This is a genomic window from Mycobacterium sp. SMC-11 (assembly GCF_046250095.1).
GTDB classification, from domain to species: Bacteria; Actinomycetota; Actinomycetes; order Mycobacteriales; family Mycobacteriaceae; genus Mycobacterium; species Mycobacterium heraklionense_A.
Window position 1 is genome coordinate 3,685,169 of record NZ_CP176430.1, and the last position, 18,558, is coordinate 3,703,726.

The 18,558-nt window shown below is 67.7% G+C and carries 17 protein-coding genes and 1 pseudogene; 4 read left to right on the forward strand and 14 right to left on the reverse strand.

The window, feature by feature from the left end; all coding sequences use genetic code 11:
- Nucleotides 1-3: 3 nt before the first annotated feature.
- The 4 genes and pseudogenes from tsaB to alr all read right to left on the reverse strand — a co-directional run.
- Nucleotides 4-618: pseudogene (gene tsaB / locus ACKY0X_RS17530) on the reverse strand (tRNA (adenosine(37)-N6)-threonylcarbamoyltransferase complex dimerization subunit type 1 TsaB); the annotation flags it as partial.
- A complete protein-coding gene (gene tsaE, locus ACKY0X_RS17535) occupies nt 615-1,076 on the reverse strand; it encodes a tRNA (adenosine(37)-N6)-threonylcarbamoyltransferase complex ATPase subunit type 1 TsaE (RefSeq protein WP_409427072.1) in 462 nt (153 codons plus the stop codon). The pseudogene tsaB and the gene tsaE, both read right to left, overlap by 4 nt.
- Nucleotides 1,069-2,175, reverse strand: a complete 1,107-nt coding sequence (locus ACKY0X_RS17540) for an alpha/beta fold hydrolase (protein ID WP_409427073.1) — start codon at nt 2,173-2,175, stop codon at nt 1,069-1,071. Before ACKY0X_RS17540 ends, tsaE begins: the two co-directional genes overlap by 8 nt.
- The gene (gene alr / locus ACKY0X_RS17545) at nt 2,165-3,319 is read right to left on the reverse strand and encodes an alanine racemase (RefSeq protein WP_409427074.1); all 1,155 of its coding nucleotides are present in this window, start codon (nt 3,317-3,319) and stop codon (nt 2,165-2,167) included. Before alr ends, ACKY0X_RS17540 begins: the two co-directional genes overlap by 11 nt.
- Before the next feature lie 162 nt (nt 3,320-3,481).
- Here alr and ACKY0X_RS17550 point away from each other — a divergent pair, with 162 nt between their 5' ends.
- Nucleotides 3,482-4,354 carry a hypothetical protein gene (locus ACKY0X_RS17550; protein WP_409427075.1) on the forward strand — a complete coding sequence of 291 codons (873 nt, stop codon included), beginning with the start codon at nt 3,482-3,484 and terminating at the stop codon, nt 4,352-4,354.
- Nucleotides 4,355-4,430: 76 nt separating this feature from the next.
- On the opposite strand, the gene ACKY0X_RS17555 is transcribed toward ACKY0X_RS17550, so the two are convergent.
- Genes ACKY0X_RS17555 through ACKY0X_RS17565 form a run of 3 tightly spaced genes read right to left on the reverse strand, consistent with a single transcriptional unit; the run spans nt 4,431 to nt 7,995 of the window.
- Nucleotides 4,431-5,825 (reverse strand): glutamate decarboxylase, encoded by a 1,395-nt coding sequence (locus tag ACKY0X_RS17555; RefSeq protein WP_409427076.1) that lies wholly within the window; start codon nt 5,823-5,825, stop codon nt 4,431-4,433.
- 8 nt (nt 5,826-5,833) lie between these two features.
- A complete protein-coding gene (locus ACKY0X_RS17560) occupies nt 5,834-7,315 on the reverse strand; it encodes a bifunctional ADP-dependent NAD(P)H-hydrate dehydratase/NAD(P)H-hydrate epimerase (protein ID WP_409427077.1) in 1,482 nt (493 codons plus the stop codon).
- 32 nt (nt 7,316-7,347) lie between these two features.
- Nucleotides 7,348-7,995, reverse strand: a complete 648-nt coding sequence (locus ACKY0X_RS17565; protein WP_409427078.1) for a rhomboid-like protein — start codon at nt 7,993-7,995, stop codon at nt 7,348-7,350.
- Nucleotides 7,996-8,108: 113 nt separating this feature from the next.
- On the opposite strand from ACKY0X_RS17565, the gene ACKY0X_RS17570 reads away from it, so the two are divergent.
- The 3 genes from ACKY0X_RS17570 to ACKY0X_RS17580 all read left to right on the forward strand — a co-directional run bounded on the left by ACKY0X_RS17570 (nt 8,109) and on the right by ACKY0X_RS17580 (nt 11,811).
- Nucleotides 8,109-9,023 (forward strand): sensor domain-containing protein, encoded by a 915-nt coding sequence (locus tag ACKY0X_RS17570; RefSeq protein WP_409427079.1) that lies wholly within the window; start codon nt 8,109-8,111, stop codon nt 9,021-9,023.
- Nucleotides 9,024-9,140: 117 nt separating this feature from the next.
- A complete protein-coding gene (locus ACKY0X_RS17575; RefSeq protein ID WP_409427080.1) occupies nt 9,141-11,072 on the forward strand; it encodes a flavin-containing monooxygenase in 1,932 nt (643 codons plus the stop codon).
- A 1-nt stretch (nt 11,073) separates the two neighbouring features.
- Nucleotides 11,074-11,811, forward strand: a complete 738-nt coding sequence (locus ACKY0X_RS17580) for an SDR family NAD(P)-dependent oxidoreductase (protein ID WP_409427081.1) — start codon at nt 11,074-11,076, stop codon at nt 11,809-11,811.
- A 4-nt stretch (nt 11,812-11,815) separates the two neighbouring features.
- Here the strand turns inward: ACKY0X_RS17580 and ACKY0X_RS17585 are convergent, their stop codons facing one another.
- From ACKY0X_RS17585 to gjpA, 7 genes are all read right to left on the reverse strand, one after another.
- Nucleotides 11,816-12,367 (reverse strand): hypothetical protein, encoded by a 552-nt coding sequence (locus ACKY0X_RS17585; RefSeq protein WP_409427082.1) that lies wholly within the window; start codon nt 12,365-12,367, stop codon nt 11,816-11,818.
- Between the two features lie 297 nt (nt 12,368-12,664).
- A complete protein-coding gene (gene rnhA, locus ACKY0X_RS17590) occupies nt 12,665-13,171 on the reverse strand; it encodes a ribonuclease HI (protein ID WP_409427083.1) in 507 nt (168 codons plus the stop codon).
- Nucleotides 13,168-13,794, reverse strand: a complete 627-nt coding sequence (locus tag ACKY0X_RS17595; RefSeq protein WP_409427084.1) for a VOC family protein — start codon at nt 13,792-13,794, stop codon at nt 13,168-13,170. Before ACKY0X_RS17595 ends, rnhA begins: the two co-directional genes overlap by 4 nt.
- A 14-nt stretch (nt 13,795-13,808) precedes the next feature.
- Nucleotides 13,809-14,630, reverse strand: a complete 822-nt coding sequence (locus ACKY0X_RS17600; protein ID WP_409429681.1) for a DUF4436 domain-containing protein — start codon at nt 14,628-14,630, stop codon at nt 13,809-13,811.
- A 212-nt stretch (nt 14,631-14,842) separates the two neighbouring features.
- The gene (locus ACKY0X_RS17605; RefSeq protein WP_409427085.1) at nt 14,843-15,400 is read right to left on the reverse strand and encodes a hypothetical protein; all 558 of its coding nucleotides are present in this window, start codon (nt 15,398-15,400) and stop codon (nt 14,843-14,845) included.
- Between the two features lie 12 nt (nt 15,401-15,412).
- Entirely contained in the window at nt 15,413-17,281 is a 1,869-nt protein-coding gene (glmS, locus tag ACKY0X_RS17610; RefSeq protein ID WP_065040018.1) for a glutamine--fructose-6-phosphate transaminase (isomerizing), read from the reverse strand.
- A gap of 113 nt (nt 17,282-17,394) precedes the next feature.
- A complete protein-coding gene (gene gjpA, locus ACKY0X_RS17615) occupies nt 17,395-18,507 on the reverse strand; it encodes an outer membrane porin GjpA (RefSeq protein ID WP_409427086.1) in 1,113 nt (370 codons plus the stop codon).
- Nucleotides 18,508-18,558: the final 51 nt, after the last annotated feature.

Below are 18,558 nucleotides of genomic sequence, written 5' to 3' on the forward strand. Positions count from 1 at the left end.
CGTCGCCGGCGGTTTGGCGTCCGGGCGGCGCAGATACAGCGGCACCAGCGATTCCGGAACTTCGTTCCAATCTCGCACTGCGGCAACCAGTCCCGCAGGAGACGGGTAGGTGATGTCGAGGCAGGGAAGGTCGAACAGCTCGGTATGGGCGGGCGAACCGGCCACCGCGACGGCATCGGCGGGGTCGACGTCGGCCGGGGCACACACCGCGGGGCCCGCGACCCGGGCGCCGTCGCGATAGCGCGCCCAGTAGACCTCCCGACGGCGAGCGTCGGTGACCACCAGGACCGGCCCCGTGGTGCGCACGCCGATCGCGTCCAGGCTGCACACGCCGTAGACCGGGATTCCCAGGGCGTGGCCGCAGGCGGCGGCGCTGGCCATCCCGACCCGCAAGCCGGTGAACGGTCCCGGCCCGCAACCCACCACGACCGCAGCGAGGTCGGCCATGCTCAGGCCGGCGTCGGCCAGGGCCCCCAGCACATTGGGGGTCAATCGTTCGGCGTGAGCCCGCGCGTCGGGGGTGACTCGTTCGGCCAACACCGTGCGCCGATCGGCAGCCACCACGCCCGCGGTGACGGCAGGGGTGGCGGTGTCGATGGTCAGAATCGCTCCGGTCATGACGCGTGCCACCGCCAGCTCGCGGTGCGTGTCTCGGAGTTAGCCGCGCGGTCCAACCGGATGTCGAGGTGCCGTTCGGAGAGCCGCTCGGCCAGTCCTTCGCCCCACTCCACCACGACGACCGCGTCGTCGAGTTCGGTGTCAAGATCCAGGGAGTCCAGCTCGGCCAACAGGTCCAGGCCCGACTCGTCGAGCAGCCGGTAGAGGTCGACGTGGATCATCGCCGGGCGGTCGGGGCGGCGGGGCCGATGCTCGCGGGCCAGCACGTACGTCGGCGAGGTGACCGGACCGTCGACATCGAGCGCCGCCGCGATCCCCTTGGCCAACACGGTTTTTCCGGCGCCCAGCGGCCCCGACAACACCACCACGTCGCCGGCACGCAGCTGTTCGCCCAGCCGAGCTCCCAGCGCAACGGTGTCCTCGGCGGTGACCAAGGTCGCCTCCTGCGGATCAGCCACTGCGCCCGGCCTTCCGGCGCAACCGGTGAGTCAGCATGCCACGGCGCGGGGTGGCCCGCTCCACCAGTCGCACCAGCGCCTCGTCGATGACATCGGGTTCCTCCAACTGCACCAGATGCCCGGCCCCGGGCACGATCACCAGCTCACAATCCCACAACGTGGCCGCCATCGCCCGCGAGTACCCCGGCGGGGTGAGCAGGTCCTGGTCGCCACAGGCGACCAGCGTAGGGATCGTGGCCAGCGTCGGCAGCGCGGCACTCTCGTCATGCACTTCCAGGGCGTGCAGGAAGCCCACCATGGTGGCGACCGGGGTGGAGTGCATCATCTCTTCGGAGTAGGCCACCACACTCGGGCTGATCTGGTCGGTGCCGTAGGAGGCGGCCCGCAGAATCGGTGCGATCACCCCGCGCGCCGCGCCGCGGCCGCGGTGCACCAACTTCGGCGCGTAGCGCACACTGAACTGCACGGCCTCCAGCGCCGGGTTACGCAGGATCTGGCCCAGCGGGGACCGCGAAACACCTTTGGCGGCCGACGATATCAACGCCGCACCGACGATCCGGCTACCGTAGCGCTGGGGAAACTGCCGAGCGTGCGCCAGCACCGTCATTCCGCCCATCGAATGCCCGACCAGCACTATCGGGCCGCGCGGCACGGCCGCCCGCAGCACCGCCTCCAGATCCTGGCCGAGTCGCGGCACGGTGTAGGTCCCCGGCGGGGCGACACTGGAATCGCCGTGCCCGCGCTGGTCGTAGAAGACCATGCGCACCTGATCGCCCCACTCGGCGGCCAGCCGCGCCCGTTGAAAGTGGAAAGAGCCCATCCGCAGGCAGAATCCGTGCGCGAACACCACGGTCAACGGGGCGTTACGCGGGCCGGTATCGCGCACCGCTAGTTCGACGCCGTCGTCGGTGACCACCACCGAGCTGTGGTCGTGGTCGAGGATCTCGAAATCCTCGTCGGCGTAAGCGTCTTCGGCGGTGGTGCGTCGGGTCACCGACCGGGCGATGGTGCTTCCGGCGATGGTGCCCACGGCCGCCAGACCGGCCATCCCCGCCAGCCAGCCGCCGGCCCGCCGCGACCCACGCCGACTACCCGCCATCGGCACCCCGATATGTCCGGGCGACCCGCCCGCGTGGGCTGTTGACCACCTCGTAGTGGATGGTCCCCAACGTATCGGCCCAGTCCTGGGCCAGCGGTTCTCCGTCGGCTCCGGCGCCGAACAGGATGACCTCGTCACCCTCGGTGACGTCGACGGGGCCGGGGCCCAGATCGACGACGAACTGGTCCATGCACACTCGGCCCACGCTGCGCCGACGCCGGCCGTTGATCAACACGTCGAACCGTCCGCTCAGCGGTCGGAACACGCCGTCGGCGTAGCCCATCGGCACCAATGCCACGGTGGTGTCGACCGGGGCGACCCAAGTGTGGCCGTAGGAGACCCCCTCGCCGGCTTTGATCGGACGGACCAGCACCACAAGCGATTTCAGCGTCATCGCCGGAATCAGGCCCATATCACCACGTTCGGGGATCGGGCTCAGGCCATACATCGCTATGCCGGGCCGGACCATGTCGAACGCCAGATCGGGGCGGGTCATGGCCCCGGCCGAGTTGGCCAGGTGGGCGACCGGGAACTTCAGCCCCTGCTCGCGGGCCACGCTCAGCAGATCGGAAAAGCGTTGGGCCTGAATATTATTAACCGGATTAGCCGTCTCGTCGGCGCAGGCCAGGTGCGACATCAGGCCGCGCACCCGGATCGCGTCGTCGGCAACAGCCCGCTGCAAGGCGGTCACCAGTTCCGGGAAGTCGGCGGCGCCCACCCCGTTGCGGTTCATGCCGGTGTCGGCCTTGACCGTGACTGTCGCGGTCCGTCCGGTACGTCGCACCGCGTCGAGCAGCTCGTCCAGCTGCAACACCGAGGAGACCGCGATCTGCACGTCGGCGGCTAGGGCGGGAGCGAAGTCCGTGTGCGGCCCGTGCAGCCACGCCAGCACGGGTGCGGTGATACCGGCCGCCCGCAATGTGAGGGCCTCGTCGACGGTGGCCACCCCGAGTTCGGCCGCGCCGGCGCCCAGCGCCGCACGGGCCACTGGGACCGCGCCGTGGCCGTAACCGTCGGCCTTGACCACAGCCATCACCCCGGCGGTGCCAGCGTGTTCGTCCAGCACCCGCACGTTGTGGGCAATGGCGTCCAGGTCCACCAGCGCTTGCGCGAGCAGGCCGGACGTTCGGGATATGGCAGTCATGTCAGCCTCGATTGTCCCAGAACCTGCCAAACCGGCCCGTCAGATCGCCGAGTGTGCGGTTTGATCGGCCCGGAGGCCGTCTTGTGACCGAAAACGCACACTCGACGCCCGCCTGTGGATCGGCGTCGTCGCCGAGCCGCCCCAAGGTGCCACGCTGCGGTCATGCCAGCACCGGGGTGGCCGTTTCGCGCGGCCGAGGCGTTGGCTGCCGGCACCGTAACCCCCGATCGGCTGCGCCGCGACTACGTCGGCGTCTACCCCGGTGTTTGGGTGCCACGTGAGGTGGAGCTCACGGCGGTCCAGCGGGCCCGGGCCGCCTGGCTGTGGTCGCGTCGGCGTGGCGTTCTTGCGGGGCTGTCGGCGTCAGCGATGCTCGGCGCGAAGTGGATCGACGCCGACAGCCCAGCGGAACTCATCCACGCCAACCGGCGGGCGCCACCGCTGCTCACCGTGCACAGCGACACGCTGCTGGCCGGCGAGACTCGGACGGTACGCGGGCTGCCGGTGACGACAGCTGCGCGTACGGCGTTCGACCTGGGCAGGCAGCTCAATCTCACCGAGGGGGTGCAGCGCGTCGACGCCTTGATGAATGCCACCAATCTCAAGGCGGTGGAGGTCATGGCGCTGGCCGACGCGCACCGGGGTGCGCGGGGCCTACGGCAACTCGATGCGACGTTGCAGCTTGTCGATGGAGGAGCCGACTCCCCATACGAATCGCTCACCCGACTGCTGCTCGTGCAGGCTGGGTTTCCCCGGCCGCAGACCCAGATCCCGTTGTATGGCGACTACGGGCAACTTGTCGCCGTAATCGACATGGGGTGGAAGGAGCACCTAGTCGGCGTCGACTTCGAAGGCGCCCACCATTGGACCGATCCCAAGCAGCGGGAACGTGACGCCGAGCGTTACAACACCCTTCTCGAACTCGGCTGGATCGACATCAAGCTGACCAGCCGCACGCTGCACATGGCTCCGGACCGGTTCCTGGACCGAGTCGGAGCAGCCCTGATCAGCCGCGGCTGCCAGAAAACCTGGTGACCTCTCGCGCCGAGTGTGCGGTTTAGTCGGCCTCAACGCGGTTTTGCCAACGAAAACGCACACTCGGCGGGGCCGCTCAGTGGGCGAAGTGCTGCGCGTCGTAGTGCCCGCCAGGCTTCACCTTGTCGAGCGCCTTGACGGCCTTCATGATGTCGTCGAAGAGCGCCCGGGCAAGGTCCGCCGACAGCCCCTCACGGACCACGACACGCAGCACCGCGACGTCCTCGGCGCCCTCGGGCATGGTGTAGGCCGGCACCTGCCAGCCGAACGTCCGCAACTCGTGGGACACGTCGAACTCGGTATAGCCGCGCTCACCGGCCAGCCGACAGCTCACCACCGGGATCGCCGAGCCGTCGCTGATCACCTCGAAATGCTCCGAAGCGGCTAACTGATGCGACAGCCAGCGGGCGGTGTCGGACAGGGTCCGCATCACCTCGGTGTAGCCGGCGCGGCCCAGCCGCAGGAAGTTGTAGTACTGGCCGACGACCTGGTTGCCCGGCCGGGAGAAGTTCAGCGTGAACGTCGGCATGTCCCCGCCCAGGTAGTTGACCCGGAATATCAGCTCCTCGGGCAGATAGTCGGCGCCCCGCCACACCACGAAACCGATGCCCGGATAGGTCAGGCCGTACTTGTGGCCGCTGACGTTGATCGAGACCACCCGCGGCAGCCGGAAATCCCACTTGAGGCCGGGATGCAGGAACGGCACCACGAATCCACCGCTGGCCGCGTCCACGTGCACCGGCACGTCCGGCCCGCCACCGTCGGCCAGGGTGTCCAGTGCCGCGCAGATCGCCTCGATAGGTTCCAGTTCGCCGGTGTAGGTGGTGCCCAGGATGCCCACCACCCCGATGGTGTTCTCGTCGACGGCGTCGATCACCTGCTCGGGGGTGATCACGTAGCGGCCTTCGGCCATCGGCAGGTAGCGCGGTTCGACGTCGAAGTAGCGGCAGAACTTCTCCCACACCACCTGGACATTGGCGCCCATCACGAGGTTGGGCGTCCTGGTTTTCCAGTCCTGCCCTGCCGCCTGGACCTTGGCCCGCCAGCGCCATTTCATCGCCAGCCCGCCCAACATCACCGCCTCGCTGGACCCGACGGTGGACACCCCGATCGCACTGGCGGGGTCGTCGTCGCGCAGGTTCTCCGCGTGGAACAGGTCGGCGACCATGGACACGCAGCGCTGCTCAATGGCCGCGGTGGCCGGGTATTCGTCCTTGTCGATCATGTTCTTGTCGAACGACTCCGCCATCAGCGCCGATGCTTCGGGGTCCATCCAGGTGGTGACGAAGGTGGCCAGATTCAACCGAGAACTGCCGTCGAGCATCAGCTCATCGTGGATGAATCGGTAGGCGGTCTGCGGGTCCATCGGGTCGTCGGGCAAGCGCAGCGCCGGCACCGGCGAGGTGAACATCCGGCCGGTGTAGGCCGGGGCGATGGTGTGCGCGGGCACGGACGGATGGGAATGGGTCACAACGACTCCTACAGTTCGGCGATAGCGGTGCGGATGTGGGCCAAGATGCGCGAGGCCGACGTCGGGGTGTCGCCGGGTCCGGGGTCGGCGGCAGAGGCTGCGGCGGCACGGGTGTGTACGAAGGCGGCGGCGGCCGCGGCCCGGGCGGGCGGCAGGCCCGATGCCAACAACGCGCCGATCATCCCGGACAACACGTCCCCGGAGCCCGCGGTGGCCGCCCAGGACCCGCCGGCCGGGTTGAGATAGACCGGGCCGCCGAGTTCATGCGCCGGTCCCAGCTTCGCCTCTCCTCCGTCGAGCCTCGCTGAACCGCCGGATGGATCCGCGATGACGGTGACGTTGCCCTTCAACAGCACGGTGGCCCCGAATCGGTCGGCCAGCTCGCGGGCCGCGCCGACCCGGTCCGGCCCGGGCGGGTGCCCGGCCAGCCGGGCGTATTCGCCGGCATGCGGGGTGAGCACCGTCGGGGCGCTGCGCTCGGCCACCAGAGTTGGGTGGGCGGCCAGGATGGTCAGCGCGTCGGCGTCGACGATTACCGGCAGATCGGTGCCGAGCGCGAACCAGAGTGCGGCAGCAGCCTGCTCGCCGGTGCCCAGACCGGGACCGACCGCCCACGCCTGCACTTTCCCGGCGGCGGCCGGGCTAGGCGCCGCCACCACCTCCGGCCAGTGCGAAACCACTTGGGCGTCAGCGCTTCCGGCGTAGCGCACCATGCCGGAGGTGGTCGCCACCGCTGCCCCGGCGCACAGGATCGCCGCGCCCGGGTAGGTCGCCGAGCCGGCCAGGATTCCAGTGACGCCCTGGGTGTATTTGTCGTCGCGTGGGCCGGGCGCCGGCCAGCAGGCCTCGACGTCTGCTGCGGTTAACGAATGAATGTCGGTGTCCGGCAAGTCCAGGCCGATCTCGACCAGCTCAACCCGCCCGCACTGCCCCAGGGCGTGCACCGGCTTGAGACCGCCGAAGGTAACGGTGAGAGCGGCGTGCACCGCGGGACCGTCCGCCGCACCGGTGTGCGGATCCAAGCCGCTGGGGATGTCGACGGCCACCACCGGAATACCCGCCGCCTCGACGGCGGCGAAGACTTCGGCGGCGTTCGGCCGCAACGGGCCGCGCCCGGAGATCCCGACCACTCCGTCGATCACCAGATCCGTTGCGGGCGGCACGGTACCGACGACCCGGCCGCCGGCCCGCCGGAAAGCTGCAAGGCCCTTGGCATGGGCGCGCTCGGGGTCGAGCAGGATGGCGCTGGCCGCCACCCCGCGTCTGCGCAGCAGGGTGGCCGCCCACAGCGCGTCGCCGCCGTTGTCGCCGGAACCCACGACCGCGCACAGATTGCGACCGGCGACCCCGCCGGTGCGCGCGGCCAGTTCCCGAGCGATCGCCGTCGCCAGCCCGAACGCGGCCCGGCGCATCAGCACCCCCTCGGGCAGGCTCGCCAACAGCGGTGCCTCGGCGGCGCGAATGACCTCGACGCTGTAGTAATGCCGCACTTGCCCTCCTCGCCCTGCCCGCGATTGTCAGGCTAGTGGCCGCCGACGGCGCTCGGGTGATGTCGCAGCGGATGGTGGGGGTGAGTCAGCGGGTAACAGCACAACCCGATGACCACCGCGGCGGCGTGGCCGATCGCGGTGAAGTCGGGATTGATGAGCAGGGGCACGGTGAAGATCACGACTAGGCCGGCCAGGTAGAACCAGCGCCACGGCCGACGGATCCGGTAGGTCAGCACCGCCATCACGCCCACCAGGAAATAGCTGACGCCGATGTCGCGGGCGTAGGTCAACCGCTCCGATTCGCGGTGCAGGTGAATCAGCAAGTAGAGCGCGCCCTCGCTGACATAGGTGGCGCCGACATGGGAGATCACTCCGACCATCAGCCAACGCAGGTGCCCCAGCCAGTGTTCGGCCGGCGCCAGAAACAGGGTGAACAGCACCAGATACGGCGACCAGTCCTTGCCGTCGATCCACAGCAGGCTGGAGACCAGCACCTCCAGCGGGTCGGTGGCCAGGTGGTGCAGGTTGGTGGATTGCTCCACGAGCATGGTGTGCAGGCGCGGGCCGACCAGGTGCTGGATGACGGTGGTGACCCCCAACACCGCCAGCCACAGGTAGGTCAGCGGCGCGGTGTGCACAAAGTGCCACACCGCGGCCAGGCGCGTTCTGACGTCCGCCACGGCGTACAGCGTCGCATGGTTGATGCAGACACGGACAGACCGACCGCTGATAGCCTCGGTGAAAATCGGGCCATCCGCCTGCGATCGGCCCTGAGGGGATGTGGGGGCACCTCATGAGCGAACCGCACGGTCCGACGCCCAATCCGTACCAGCAGCCCCCCTTCACGTCCATGAGCCAGCCCTTCCCGCCGGTCGGCGGCGGACCGTTCCCGCCGCCGCTGCTGCCGCCGGGACTCGGCGGTCCGCCCCCGGGATCACCAGGGCCCAACCGCCGCAAGATGTGGACGCTGTTGGCCACGGTCTGCGTGCTTGCAGTGATCGGCGTCGTGCTCACCGTGACGCTGTCCGGCCGCGGCCAGCACGACACGGCCAAACCCGCTGCAAAAACCGGAACCTCGGCGACAGCCTCAGCAGCCTCTGAGAAGGCACCGGTACCTGTCTCCAAGATCGACGGGTTGTTGCCTCGCCAGGAAGCCCTCGCCGCGGCGGTAGCTGATCCCGAACTCGGTGTCGTGATGAGCGGTGAGGCGATGGATGAGGTCACCGTGGTGGACGCGGATTGCCAGGGCATCAGTTCGGTCGCCTCGGGACCGGTCTACGCCGGTACGGGTTGGACCGCGATCCGCTGGCAGCGCTGGTACAGCCCGCCCGACATCGACACCCACGACCTGAAGCACGGCCTGCTGGTGTCGGTGGCGACCTTTCCGCGGGCGGAGAACGCGCAGGCGTTCTACGCGAAACAGAGCGACAAGTGGAAAAGGTGCGCCGGCCGCACCCTGAACATGACTGTCACCAACGGCGACAATGAGCCGCGCGTCTTCTGGACCGTCACCGAGGTCACCGAGTCCGATGAGCTAGTCAAGACGACCGCGATCAGTGAGGGCGGCGGTGGCTGGGCGTGCCAGGACGCCCTCACCATCCGCAACAACATCGTCGCGCAGGCCGATGTGTGTGGAAACAGCATCCCGGCCAATGCTGCGCAGGACATCCTCGGCTCGATCACCCCGAAGGTCGACGCCGCCGGGTGAGCTGACCGCGCCGGGTGAGCCGGCGCCACCCAACCCTTGATCGGCCCCTGCGCCTCGCGTATCGTCCGATTCAATTTCGCGTCGCACAGTAGCGAATACAGGGAAAGGGCCGAGCCGTTGCGCAACCGCTACGCCGGGGAACCGTTCACCACCACCGATTCTGAGATCGCTGCCGCTTTGGAGCAGGTCTCGATCCCCACCTTGTTGCTGTCGTGCGTGCACATCACCGGTGACCCCCGCTTCATCCGGGACTACAGGCAGAACGGGATCTTCCTCAACGAGATCCAGGGGTTCATGTCCGAAGAGGACAAGGCCCGCGCCCGCGCCGAAGCGCTGCCGGTGATCGTCGACTACCGCGACCGCGGCTGTCCGCAGCCCGCTCCCCTGCCCGCCGAGCTGGTCAAGGAGATGATGGACTGGGCGGCCTGCGAGACCGTGCCGGATGCCTACCTGGGGCTACTCTCCGAAGAACTCGACCTGGACGGCCGCGATCCACGAAGCCCCGCTCCCCTGGACCCGGAACGCGCGGCAGAGCTGTCGGTGGTCGTGATCGGCTGCGGTGAATCGGGCGTGCTGGCTGGAATCCGGCTCGCTCAGGCCGGCATTCCCTTCACGATCATCGAGAAGAACGAGGGCCCGGGCGGAACGTGGTGGGAGAACGACTATCCGGGAGCTCGGGTGGACGTAGCGAACCACTTCTACTGCTACAGCTTCGAACCCAACAACGACTGGGGGCACTACTTCGCCGAGCAGCCCGAGCTGCGGGCATACTTCACCGATCTGGTCACCAAACACAGTCTGGCTGACCATATTCGGTGGGGCACCGAGGTCACCGACGCCGTCTGGGACGAGGGCAACGGAACATGGACGCTGACCATCCGCACCGCCGACGGTGCGGTGTCCACGATGACAGCGCGCGCGGTGATCACCGCGGTCGGCCAGCTCAACCGGCCGCATCTGCCCGACCTCGACGGAGCGGATAGTTTCGCCGGGCCGTCGTTTCACTCCGCGGCGTGGGACCACAGCGTCGAGGTGACCGGTAAGCGGGTGGCGCTGATCGGGGCGGGTGCCAGCGGATTTCAGATCGCACCCGCGATCGCGGACAAAGTGGCTCACCTCACGGTGTTTCAGCGCACCGCACAGTGGATGTTCCCCAACCCGATGTATCACGACGCCGTCCACGACGGGGTGCGCTGGGCATTGCAGCACCTGCCGTTCTACGGCCGCTGGTACCGTTTCCTGCTGCTGTGGCCCGGCGCCGACAAGGGTTTGGAGGCCGCCCGAGTAGATCCGGACTATCCCGACCAGGACTACGCGGTGAGCGAGATCAACGCCCTGGCCCGGCAGATGTTCACCGGCTGGATCACCGATCAGGTTGGCGACGACGACGAGCTGCTGGCCAAGGTGCTGCCCGACTATCCGGCGACCGGCAAACGCACCCTGCAAGACAATGGCACCTGGCTCAAAACCCTGCGGCGCGACAACGTCGAACTGATACGCACCCCGATACGGCGAATCACCCCGCAAGGTGTGGAGACCGACGACGGCGTGCACCACGAGGTGGATGTGATCGTGTACGCCACTGGATTTCGGCACACCGATGTGTTGTGGCCGATGCGTATCACCGGCCGCGACGGCACCGATCTGCACGCGCTGTGGGGCAGCAAACCGTATGCGTACCTGGGTATCACGGTGCCCGGGTTCCCCAACTTCTTTGTGCTCTACGGGCCCGGCGCGCATCTGGCGCACGGTGGCAGCCTGATCTTCAACTCCGAGTTGGAGATGCGCTACATCGACGCCTGTCTGGCCAAGCTCGCCGACGAACAACTGCACTCGATCGAGCCGACCGCGCAAGCGGCCACCGATTGGCATCAGGCCACCCAGACCGCGATCGCCCAGACGGTGTGGGCACATCCGGCGGTCAAGCATTCCTACTTCAAGAACGCCGACGGCGAGATCCACACGGTGAGCCCGTGGCGGCTCGACGAATACTGGTCGGCTGTACGCGAACCGGATTGGTCGCAGTTCGTTATCGCAAAGGAGCGCTGAGTTGAGCGGAGTAGTCGTCACCGGGGCTGCATCGGGAATCGGCCGGGCCTGCGCCGAGGCCCTGGCCGCCGAAGGCCGCCGGGTTGCGTTGTGGGACATAGCCCCGGCGGTTCAGGAAGTGGCCGATAGTTTGGGGATGCCCGGCGCAGTGGTCGACGTCTGTGACGACGCCGGGCTGCCCGCAGCGGTCGCGGCAGCGGCCGAGGCACTCGACGGAATCGACGGGCTGGTGCATGCCGCGGGCCGAGTGCTGCCCGAACCGGTGGGCGCCTACACCGGGGAATCCTGGGATGCGGTAATGGCGGTCAACCTGCGCGCCCAGGCGATGCTCGTGCAACTGATGCTGCCGCACCTGGAGACTGTCGCGCGGGCCGGCGGCGACCCAGCGGTGGTCGGTATCTCCAGCATCGAGGGCCTGACCGCCAACCCGTTCATCCCCGCCTACTGCGCCTCCAAGGCCGGCCTGCTGGGGCTGACCAGGTCGATGGCCGCCCAGTTGGGTCCGGCCGGAGTCCGCGTCAACGCGGTCTGCCCCGGCTTCATCGAAACCCCCATGCTGCAGATCGCGCTCGACGTCGAAGAAGTCGCCGCCGGCTTTGTGGCCGCGGCGCCGCTGGGGCGCATCGGTCAACCGGCGGAGGTAGCCCAGGCGGTGGCGTTCCTGATGTCGCCCCGGGCGTCGTTCATCACCGGAACTCAGATCGTCGTCGACGGTGGAGTCACCGCCCGGCATCCATAGCGGCTCAGAAGACCCAGCTCTGCGGTGCGGCGATGACGAAGCCGTGGGTGGCTACCGGACTACTCACCTCACCGCGCACCTGCGGCTCGCGGAGCACACAGACCAAGTCGGTGGACGGCGGAACCCCGCAAACCATCGACTGGGCGGGTGAGAAGTCCCAAAACACGATTTTGTGGCCCACCGGAAGCGTTGCGGCAGGCGGGTTTCCGGCGAGCAGGGCATCCGGCGGGGCGGGAAGGAAACGAGCGGGGATGCTTTCCTTGCCGTAGATCCCGGGCAGCTCCACCGAGCCGGCGTCACGCGGGGCCCCCGGAATATCGCCCGCACAGTTGACGTCGTGAGTGATCCTGCCCTGCCGCACCCGGCAGACCAGCCCGGAATCGGTCGCGAAGACCACGTTGGGCACGTTCTGCAGGTCGCTGACGGAACCGGGCAGCGGTCCGCTGTCGTCGATCAGGGAGTCCACATCGGGGATCCTCGGTGCCGCCACGGCATTCGGCACCGTCGTCAGCACCACCAACGAGGTGACCGCCACTGCCAGGACACGCCGCGCCACCCGAAGCCTCCTTATCCGCGTAAATCTTCAAACTACGAGCGACCGGGCTCGCGGGTCAACGTGATCGGCCAGTGTGCATCCAGGGAGCGCGAACCTCGCCACATCGAACACCCGCATCGGTAGTGCCCCTGAGGGTGGCCCAGAGCTACCCGCCGCCGAAGCCGCCGATCTCGAGGGGAGATCTCGCTGGTCCCCTCTGCACATTGGTCCTGACCGTCATCGGCGGTGGTGTGGCTGCGATTCTGGGGCCGCAACCTTGGTGTTGACCGCCGCGGCGTGCGCTGTGGGCATTGGAGGCTATCTCGCTGCGGTGGGCGGCTGAGCCGCCGCCACGGTGCGCATGGCTGCATCGGCGATCGCCTCCTGTAGGCCCCGCGTCGCCAACTCGTCGGCCAGCTCGTTGTCGGCAACCCCCGAATGGCCTTTCACCCAGAACCACTCGACCTGGTGACGCGCGCAGGCGGCCTGAAGCCGCTGCCACAGGTCGACGTTCTTCACCGGCTGCTTGGCGGCGGTCAGCCAGCCGTTGCGTTCCCAGCCTGACACCCACTTAGTGATGCCGTTGCGGACGTAGGTGCTGTCGGTGTGCAGATGTACCACCACGGGCCGGGTGAGGGCTTCCAGCGCCACGATCGGAGCGGTCAGCTCCATCCGGTTGTTGCTCGTCTCGCCGGGCTCGCCCCCGTACATCTCGCGGACGTGGTGGCGCATGCGCAGCACCGCGCCCCAACCACCGGGTCCCGGGTTGGGGCGGCACCCACCGTCGGTGTGGATGACGACGACGTCATCGGTGGATTCGGTCATCGGCTGAGGATAGGGGGCGAGATCATCGCGGTGCGGACCGACATACCCAGATCGCGATGCCGCAGCGTGGTGATCCGGCGACCGGGCTGCACGGCGTCCTTCACCGGCAAGGTGCGCTCGCCGAAGAACGACGCCGTCGCCTCGATATCGTCGACGACGTAGGTGATACCCCACAGCGATGACGGGCCGTCCGCCGCCGTGTCGGGCGACCCGACGACTTCGAGGATCACCGCACCCAGCCGGAAGAAGATCTGCCGCATCGGGCGGCCGCCGAGTTCGGCGTCGCGTACCCGGCGCGACTGCAGCCCGACGGCGACCAATGCCTCGACGGTGCGAGACAGGTTGGGCGACAACAGCACAACGTGATCGATCGAGATCACGCCGTTCGGATGCGTGGCCGGCTGGGTGGCCGCCGCGGCGGAACGGGAGGTGGGGATACCGTCGAGCGGGCCGTCTTGGGGCAGGCCCCGCAGTGCCCACCCGAGGATGCCGGTGCCGGCCCCGGTCAGCCGCAGCCGAACCCCACCCACCCGGCAGACGTCGTCGGGGTCCACGCTGAACCCGGCCGACCGCCACGTGTCGGCCGGATCGGCAAGATGGAGTTCGTCGACGGTGATGGACATGCCGCGCATCTTTGTCAGCCCGGCGTAACAGGCTCGGGTTTCAGATCGCGCCACCAGCAGTAGATGAACAGCAGCATCGACATCACCAGCGCGACGATCACCCACAGCGTGATCGTGACATCGATCCAGGATCCGATCGGCGGCGCGTCAGGTAGCGCGTTTCTCAGCGGAACCACCGCGAAAAGCATTGCCGCGTACCAGGTCGTCATCGGCGGCTGGAATTTGCGCCAGCCCAGGAACGTCAGATTCGCGACGACCACGGCCACCGCGGCCAAGGCGATCAAGACACCGACGATCACGGCACCAAAGGCCATGGTGCTCGGTGACCGATGCAGCGTGATGCGGTACGGGCCACCGTCCTCGCGGTCGCTGACAATCTCGTTCTTCCAACCGGCGATGTGGTCGACAAACGTCACCGACATCCGTTCCGGAATCGTGGCATTCCCGCGCACGACGTCGACGGTGATCGGCCCGGTCTGGTAATGATCGAACGGCCACTTCGCCGAATTACCGGAGATGGTCAACGGGACCGGGAATTCGCCGGGGACCATGCCCTTCGTCCAGGTGCGCTTGGTCGGCGTGACCGCGGAGTGCACCGCGATGCTCAAGTCTTCGGTGAGCCCGTGCCTGACCGGATCGAGCAGTGCAGGCCCCGGGCTGATGGTGACCTTGCCGGTCAGGGTGCCTTTCACGGTCTGAAGATCTTCGATGTCGATGGTCACGGTGGTGCCATCGGCCGACACCAGACCTTCCGTGAGGTGGCGGGGGCAGCCACATCCCGCCCGCTCATACAGCGCGACGGTCACAATGTAGGACGCGACGAAGAAGACCGTCATGCCGAGGATCAGCAGCAGCCTGGGCCGGTTGATGTGAACAGCAGGATCAGCGTTGGACAAGCCTGTTCTCCCTGACGTCAGCTTGATGGTCGACAACGACGGCTGCATCGTCTCATCGTCGCTGCGATCGCCGCCGAGTTTTCGGCGGACGCGCGGCACACAAATCGAGCTGCTGCAACCAGATTCCGGCTCTGCCGGGTATCTGTGGCGCGTTAGAAGACTTCGCTGTGCGGCGCCGAGATGACGAACCCGTGCGTCACTGTCGGGCCGCCGCTCTTGCCGCCGTTCTCACGCGCGGCCTTGAGCACACAGGCCACCTCGGTACCCATTGGAGCGCCGCAGACCAGCGACTCGGTGGGTGAGAAATCCCAGAATACGATCTTGTGGCCGGGCGCCAGCATGATCGACGGAACCTTCGCCGGATCTCCGAGGAGCCCGGCGGGCGCCATTGGCATGAACTGCGCCGGGCCGCTGCCGTCGGCATAGACGGTCCCAAGACTCACGCTGCGGGTTCCCGCCGGGGCGCCGACGAGATTCCCGGCACAGGCCACACTGTGCGTCACTTTCCCGCGACTCTTGCGGCAAGCCAGACCCGACGGGGTGGTGAACGCCAGATCCGGGATTCCGGTGAGGTCGGCAACCGAGCCGGGCAGCGGCCCACTGTCGTCGAAGAGCGGATCGAGATCGGGAACCTCGTTTGCCGCACCGGCATTGGGTACCGGAATAAGCACCGCCATCGCGGCGCACGCCATCGCCAACAATTGTCGCATTGAAAGCTCCCGCTACTCGACGGTGACCGACTTGGCCAGGTTGCGCGGCTTGTCCACGTCGTAGCCGCGAGCCTGCGCAACCCCGGCAGCAAACACCTGCAGCGGGATGGTCGACAGCAGCGGTTGGTACAGCGTTGATACCGCAGGGATTTCGATCAGGTGGTCGGCGTAGGGGCGCACCGTCTCATCGCCCTCCTCGGCGATCACGATGGTGACGGCCCCGCGGGCCTGGATCTCGCGAATGTTGGAGAGCAGCTTGGAGTGCAACATCGCCGCGTTCTTGGGCGACGGCATCACGACGATCACCGGAAGGTCGTCCTCGATCAGTGCGATCGGGCCGTGCTTGAGCTCACCGGCGGCAAAGCCTTCGGCGTGCATGTAGGCCAGTTCCTTGAGCTTGAGTGCGCCCTCGAGGGCCACCGGGTAGCCGACGTGGCGCCCCAGGAAGAGCACCGCACTGGACGACGCGAACTGCTGTGCCAACTCGGCGACCGAGTCGATGCCTGCCAGCACATGCGACACCAGTTCGGGCATCGCCTCTAGTTGCCGGTACTCGTGCTCCACCTCGTCGGGGTACTTGGTGCCCCGGGCCTGCGCCAGGGCCAGACCGACCAGGTAGTTCGCGGTGATCTGCGCCAGGAACGTCTTCGTGGACGCGACGCCGATCTCCGGTCCGGCCCGCGTGTAGAGCACCGCGTCGCACTCCCGCGGAATCTGCGAGCCGTTGGTGTTGCAGACCGCGAGTACCTTGGCCTTCTGCTCCTTGGCGTGCCGGACAGCCTCCAGGGTGTCGGCGGTTTCGCCGGACTGGCTGATCGCCACCACCAGGGTGCTGCGGTCCAACACCGGGTCGCGGTAACGGAACTCACTGGCCAGTTCGACTTCGACCGGCAGCCGCGTCCAGTGCTCGATCGCGTACTTGGCCAACAGACCGGAGTGATACGCGGTGCCGCAGGCCACCACGAACACTTTGTCGATCTCGCGCAGTTCCTGGTCGCTCAGGCGCTGCTCGTCGAGGACGATCCGGCCGTCCTCGAAGTGCCCCAGCAGAGTCTCGGCCACCGCGGTGGGCTGCTCGGCGATCTCTTTGAGCATGAAGTACTCGTAGCCGCCCTTCTCGGCGGCAGACAGGTCCCAGTCGATATGAAAAATCCGAGCAGCGCCGGTCATATCGTTGCCGTGGAAGTCAGAGATGCGGTAGCCGTCGGCGGTGATGACCACCGCCTGGTCCTGGCCCAGCTCGACAGCTTCACGGGTGAACGGGATGAACGCCGCCACATCCGAGCCCAGGAACATCTCGCCGTCGCCGATGCCGACCACCAGCGGGGTGGACCGACGCGCCGCCACGATGGTGCCCGGTTCGTCGGCGTGGGCGAACACCACAGTGAAGTGGCCCTCCAGCCGGCGGAGCACGGCCAGCGCCGAGGCCACGAAGTCCCCGGCGGTGTCGCCCTCGCGGTACTGGCGGGCCAGCAGGTGGACGGTCACCTCGCTGTCGGTCTCGCTGGTGAACTCCACGCCGGCGCGTTCCAGTTCGTCGCGCAGCACCGCGAAGTTCTCGATGATGCCGTTGTGCACCACGGCGAACTTGCCGGCCGCGTCGCAGTGCGGGTGGGCGTTGTGGTCGGTGGGACGGCCATGGGTGGCCCACCGGGTGTGGCCCAGCCCGGTACCCCCGGCCAGCAGGGCCGGATCGGTGGCGGCCAGTTCGGCTTCCAGGTTGGCCAGCCGGCCGGCACGGCGCCGGACGGTCAGCTGCCCGATCCCGTCGACGACGGCGATTCCCGCGGAGTCATAGCCGCGGTATTCCATGCGACGCAGGGCCTCGACGACGACGTCGCGAGCAGGGCGTTGCCCGACGTAGCCGACGATTCCACACATAGCTGTTCAGGGTAGTGCACCGACAGCACCGCCCCGTCAGCCGCGCAGGTCAGTGACGTCCAGCATCCGGGCCATACACCTACCGCTTCAGGCCGACTATTGCGCGCTGCTCGCTACTGCGCGCCTCCGAACAGATCTGCCAGCAGGGCTCCGAAGTCGAAGTCCGTGGCCGCCCCAGGATCCGGCTCCACCTCGGGAGGAGGCCCGTCGAAGTCCAGGTCGCCGGTGAGCAGCAACGCGAGCACCTGCTCCAGGCCGGCCAACGCGCCGGTCAGCCCGACTCCGTGCCCCGGGCCGAATGTCAGGTCCAGGGTGAGTGGGTCGGTGACCGAAACGGTGATACCGAGCGCGTTGAGGATGGAGCCACCGCCGAAGATGGGCGGCGGAAGTTCTTCCGCGGACAACGCATCGATATTGCCGCCGACTTCTCCCGGGGACAGCAACCCGCCGAAGGCGAAGCTCAAGCCGGAAATGCCAACGCCCTCCGGCAGCAGGCCGGCTTCAGTGACCGTCGGGATCAGGAAATCCAGGTTGAGCGTGGCACCGTTGAGCAGGCCGTTGACCATGTTGGCCGGGATGTTGATCAGCTCCTGCAACGCCGCGGTGGTGTCCGGGTTGTCGCCGCCGAGATTGGCGCTGATGGCTTCGACGCTGTTGATGAGCGCCACCAACGGCGACAGGGACGGCCCCAGCGCGCCGATCAGCAGGCCGGACAGCGGCGAGGCCAGGACTTGGACGATCTCCGGGATCGGATCGGGAATTGCCGGAATGAGTCCCGGGGCTAATGCTTCCCCTTGGTTGCTGAGCAGGCCGTAGAGCAAGAAGTTACCCAGGAAGAAGTCTGGGCTGCCAAGCCCGCCGTCGCCCGACGGGAGACTCGTCGTGAATTCAGCTAGCGGGTTCAGGAAGCCCTTCTGGTCGCCACCAAGGAACGTCAGGGCGGCACCTAGCTGCTCGAAGTCCAGGTTGCTCAGATCGGCGTTGCTGAGCGCATCGCTCAGCGCGCTGTTGGCGTCCTGCAGCGCGGTCTGCAGGTGGTCGAAGTTCACTTCCGCGGTATTGAAGGCGTCGGCCCAAGCCCCCGTGAAATCGATATCAGCGGTCAGCGCGACGTCATGAACCATCTGAGACTCGAGCAACGGCGTAGCCACCGGCGTGACAGTGATCATTCCAGCTCCGACCACCGCAATGCCGGCGGTGACGAAGGGACGCAGTGTCGGATTCATTTGAGCAACTCCTCAAGATCCAGTGTCGTGCCTGGGGAAACAACTGAGTGT

Coding starts and splice junctions, on each gene's coding strand:
- ACKY0X_RS17540 (WP_409427073.1), bottom strand. CDS start 2,175: ATGGCGGGTAGTCGGCGTGGGTCGCGGCGGGCCGGCGGCTGGCTGGCG.
- alr (WP_409427074.1), bottom strand. CDS start 3,319: ATGACTGCCATATCCCGAACGTCCGGCCTGCTCGCGCAAGCGCTGGTG.
- ACKY0X_RS17550 (WP_409427075.1), top strand. CDS start 3,482: ATGCCAGCACCGGGGTGGCCGTTTCGCGCGGCCGAGGCGTTGGCTGCC.
- ACKY0X_RS17570 (WP_409427079.1), top strand. CDS start 8,109: ATGAGCGAACCGCACGGTCCGACGCCCAATCCGTACCAGCAGCCCCCC.
- rnhA (WP_409427083.1), bottom strand. CDS start 13,171: ATGACCGAATCCACCGATGACGTCGTCGTCATCCACACCGACGGTGGG.
- ACKY0X_RS17595 (WP_409427084.1), bottom strand. CDS start 13,794: ATGTCCATCACCGTCGACGAACTCCATCTTGCCGATCCGGCCGACACG.
- ACKY0X_RS17600 (WP_409429681.1), bottom strand. CDS start 14,630: ATGACGGTCTTCTTCGTCGCGTCCTACATTGTGACCGTCGCGCTGTAT.
- ACKY0X_RS17605 (WP_409427085.1), bottom strand. CDS start 15,400: ATGCGACAATTGTTGGCGATGGCGTGCGCCGCGATGGCGGTGCTTATT.
- glmS (WP_065040018.1), bottom strand. CDS start 17,281: ATGTGTGGAATCGTCGGCTACGTCGGGCAACGCCCTGCTCGCGACGTC.
- gjpA (WP_409427086.1), bottom strand. CDS start 18,507: ATGAATCCGACACTGCGTCCCTTCGTCACCGCCGGCATTGCGGTGGTC.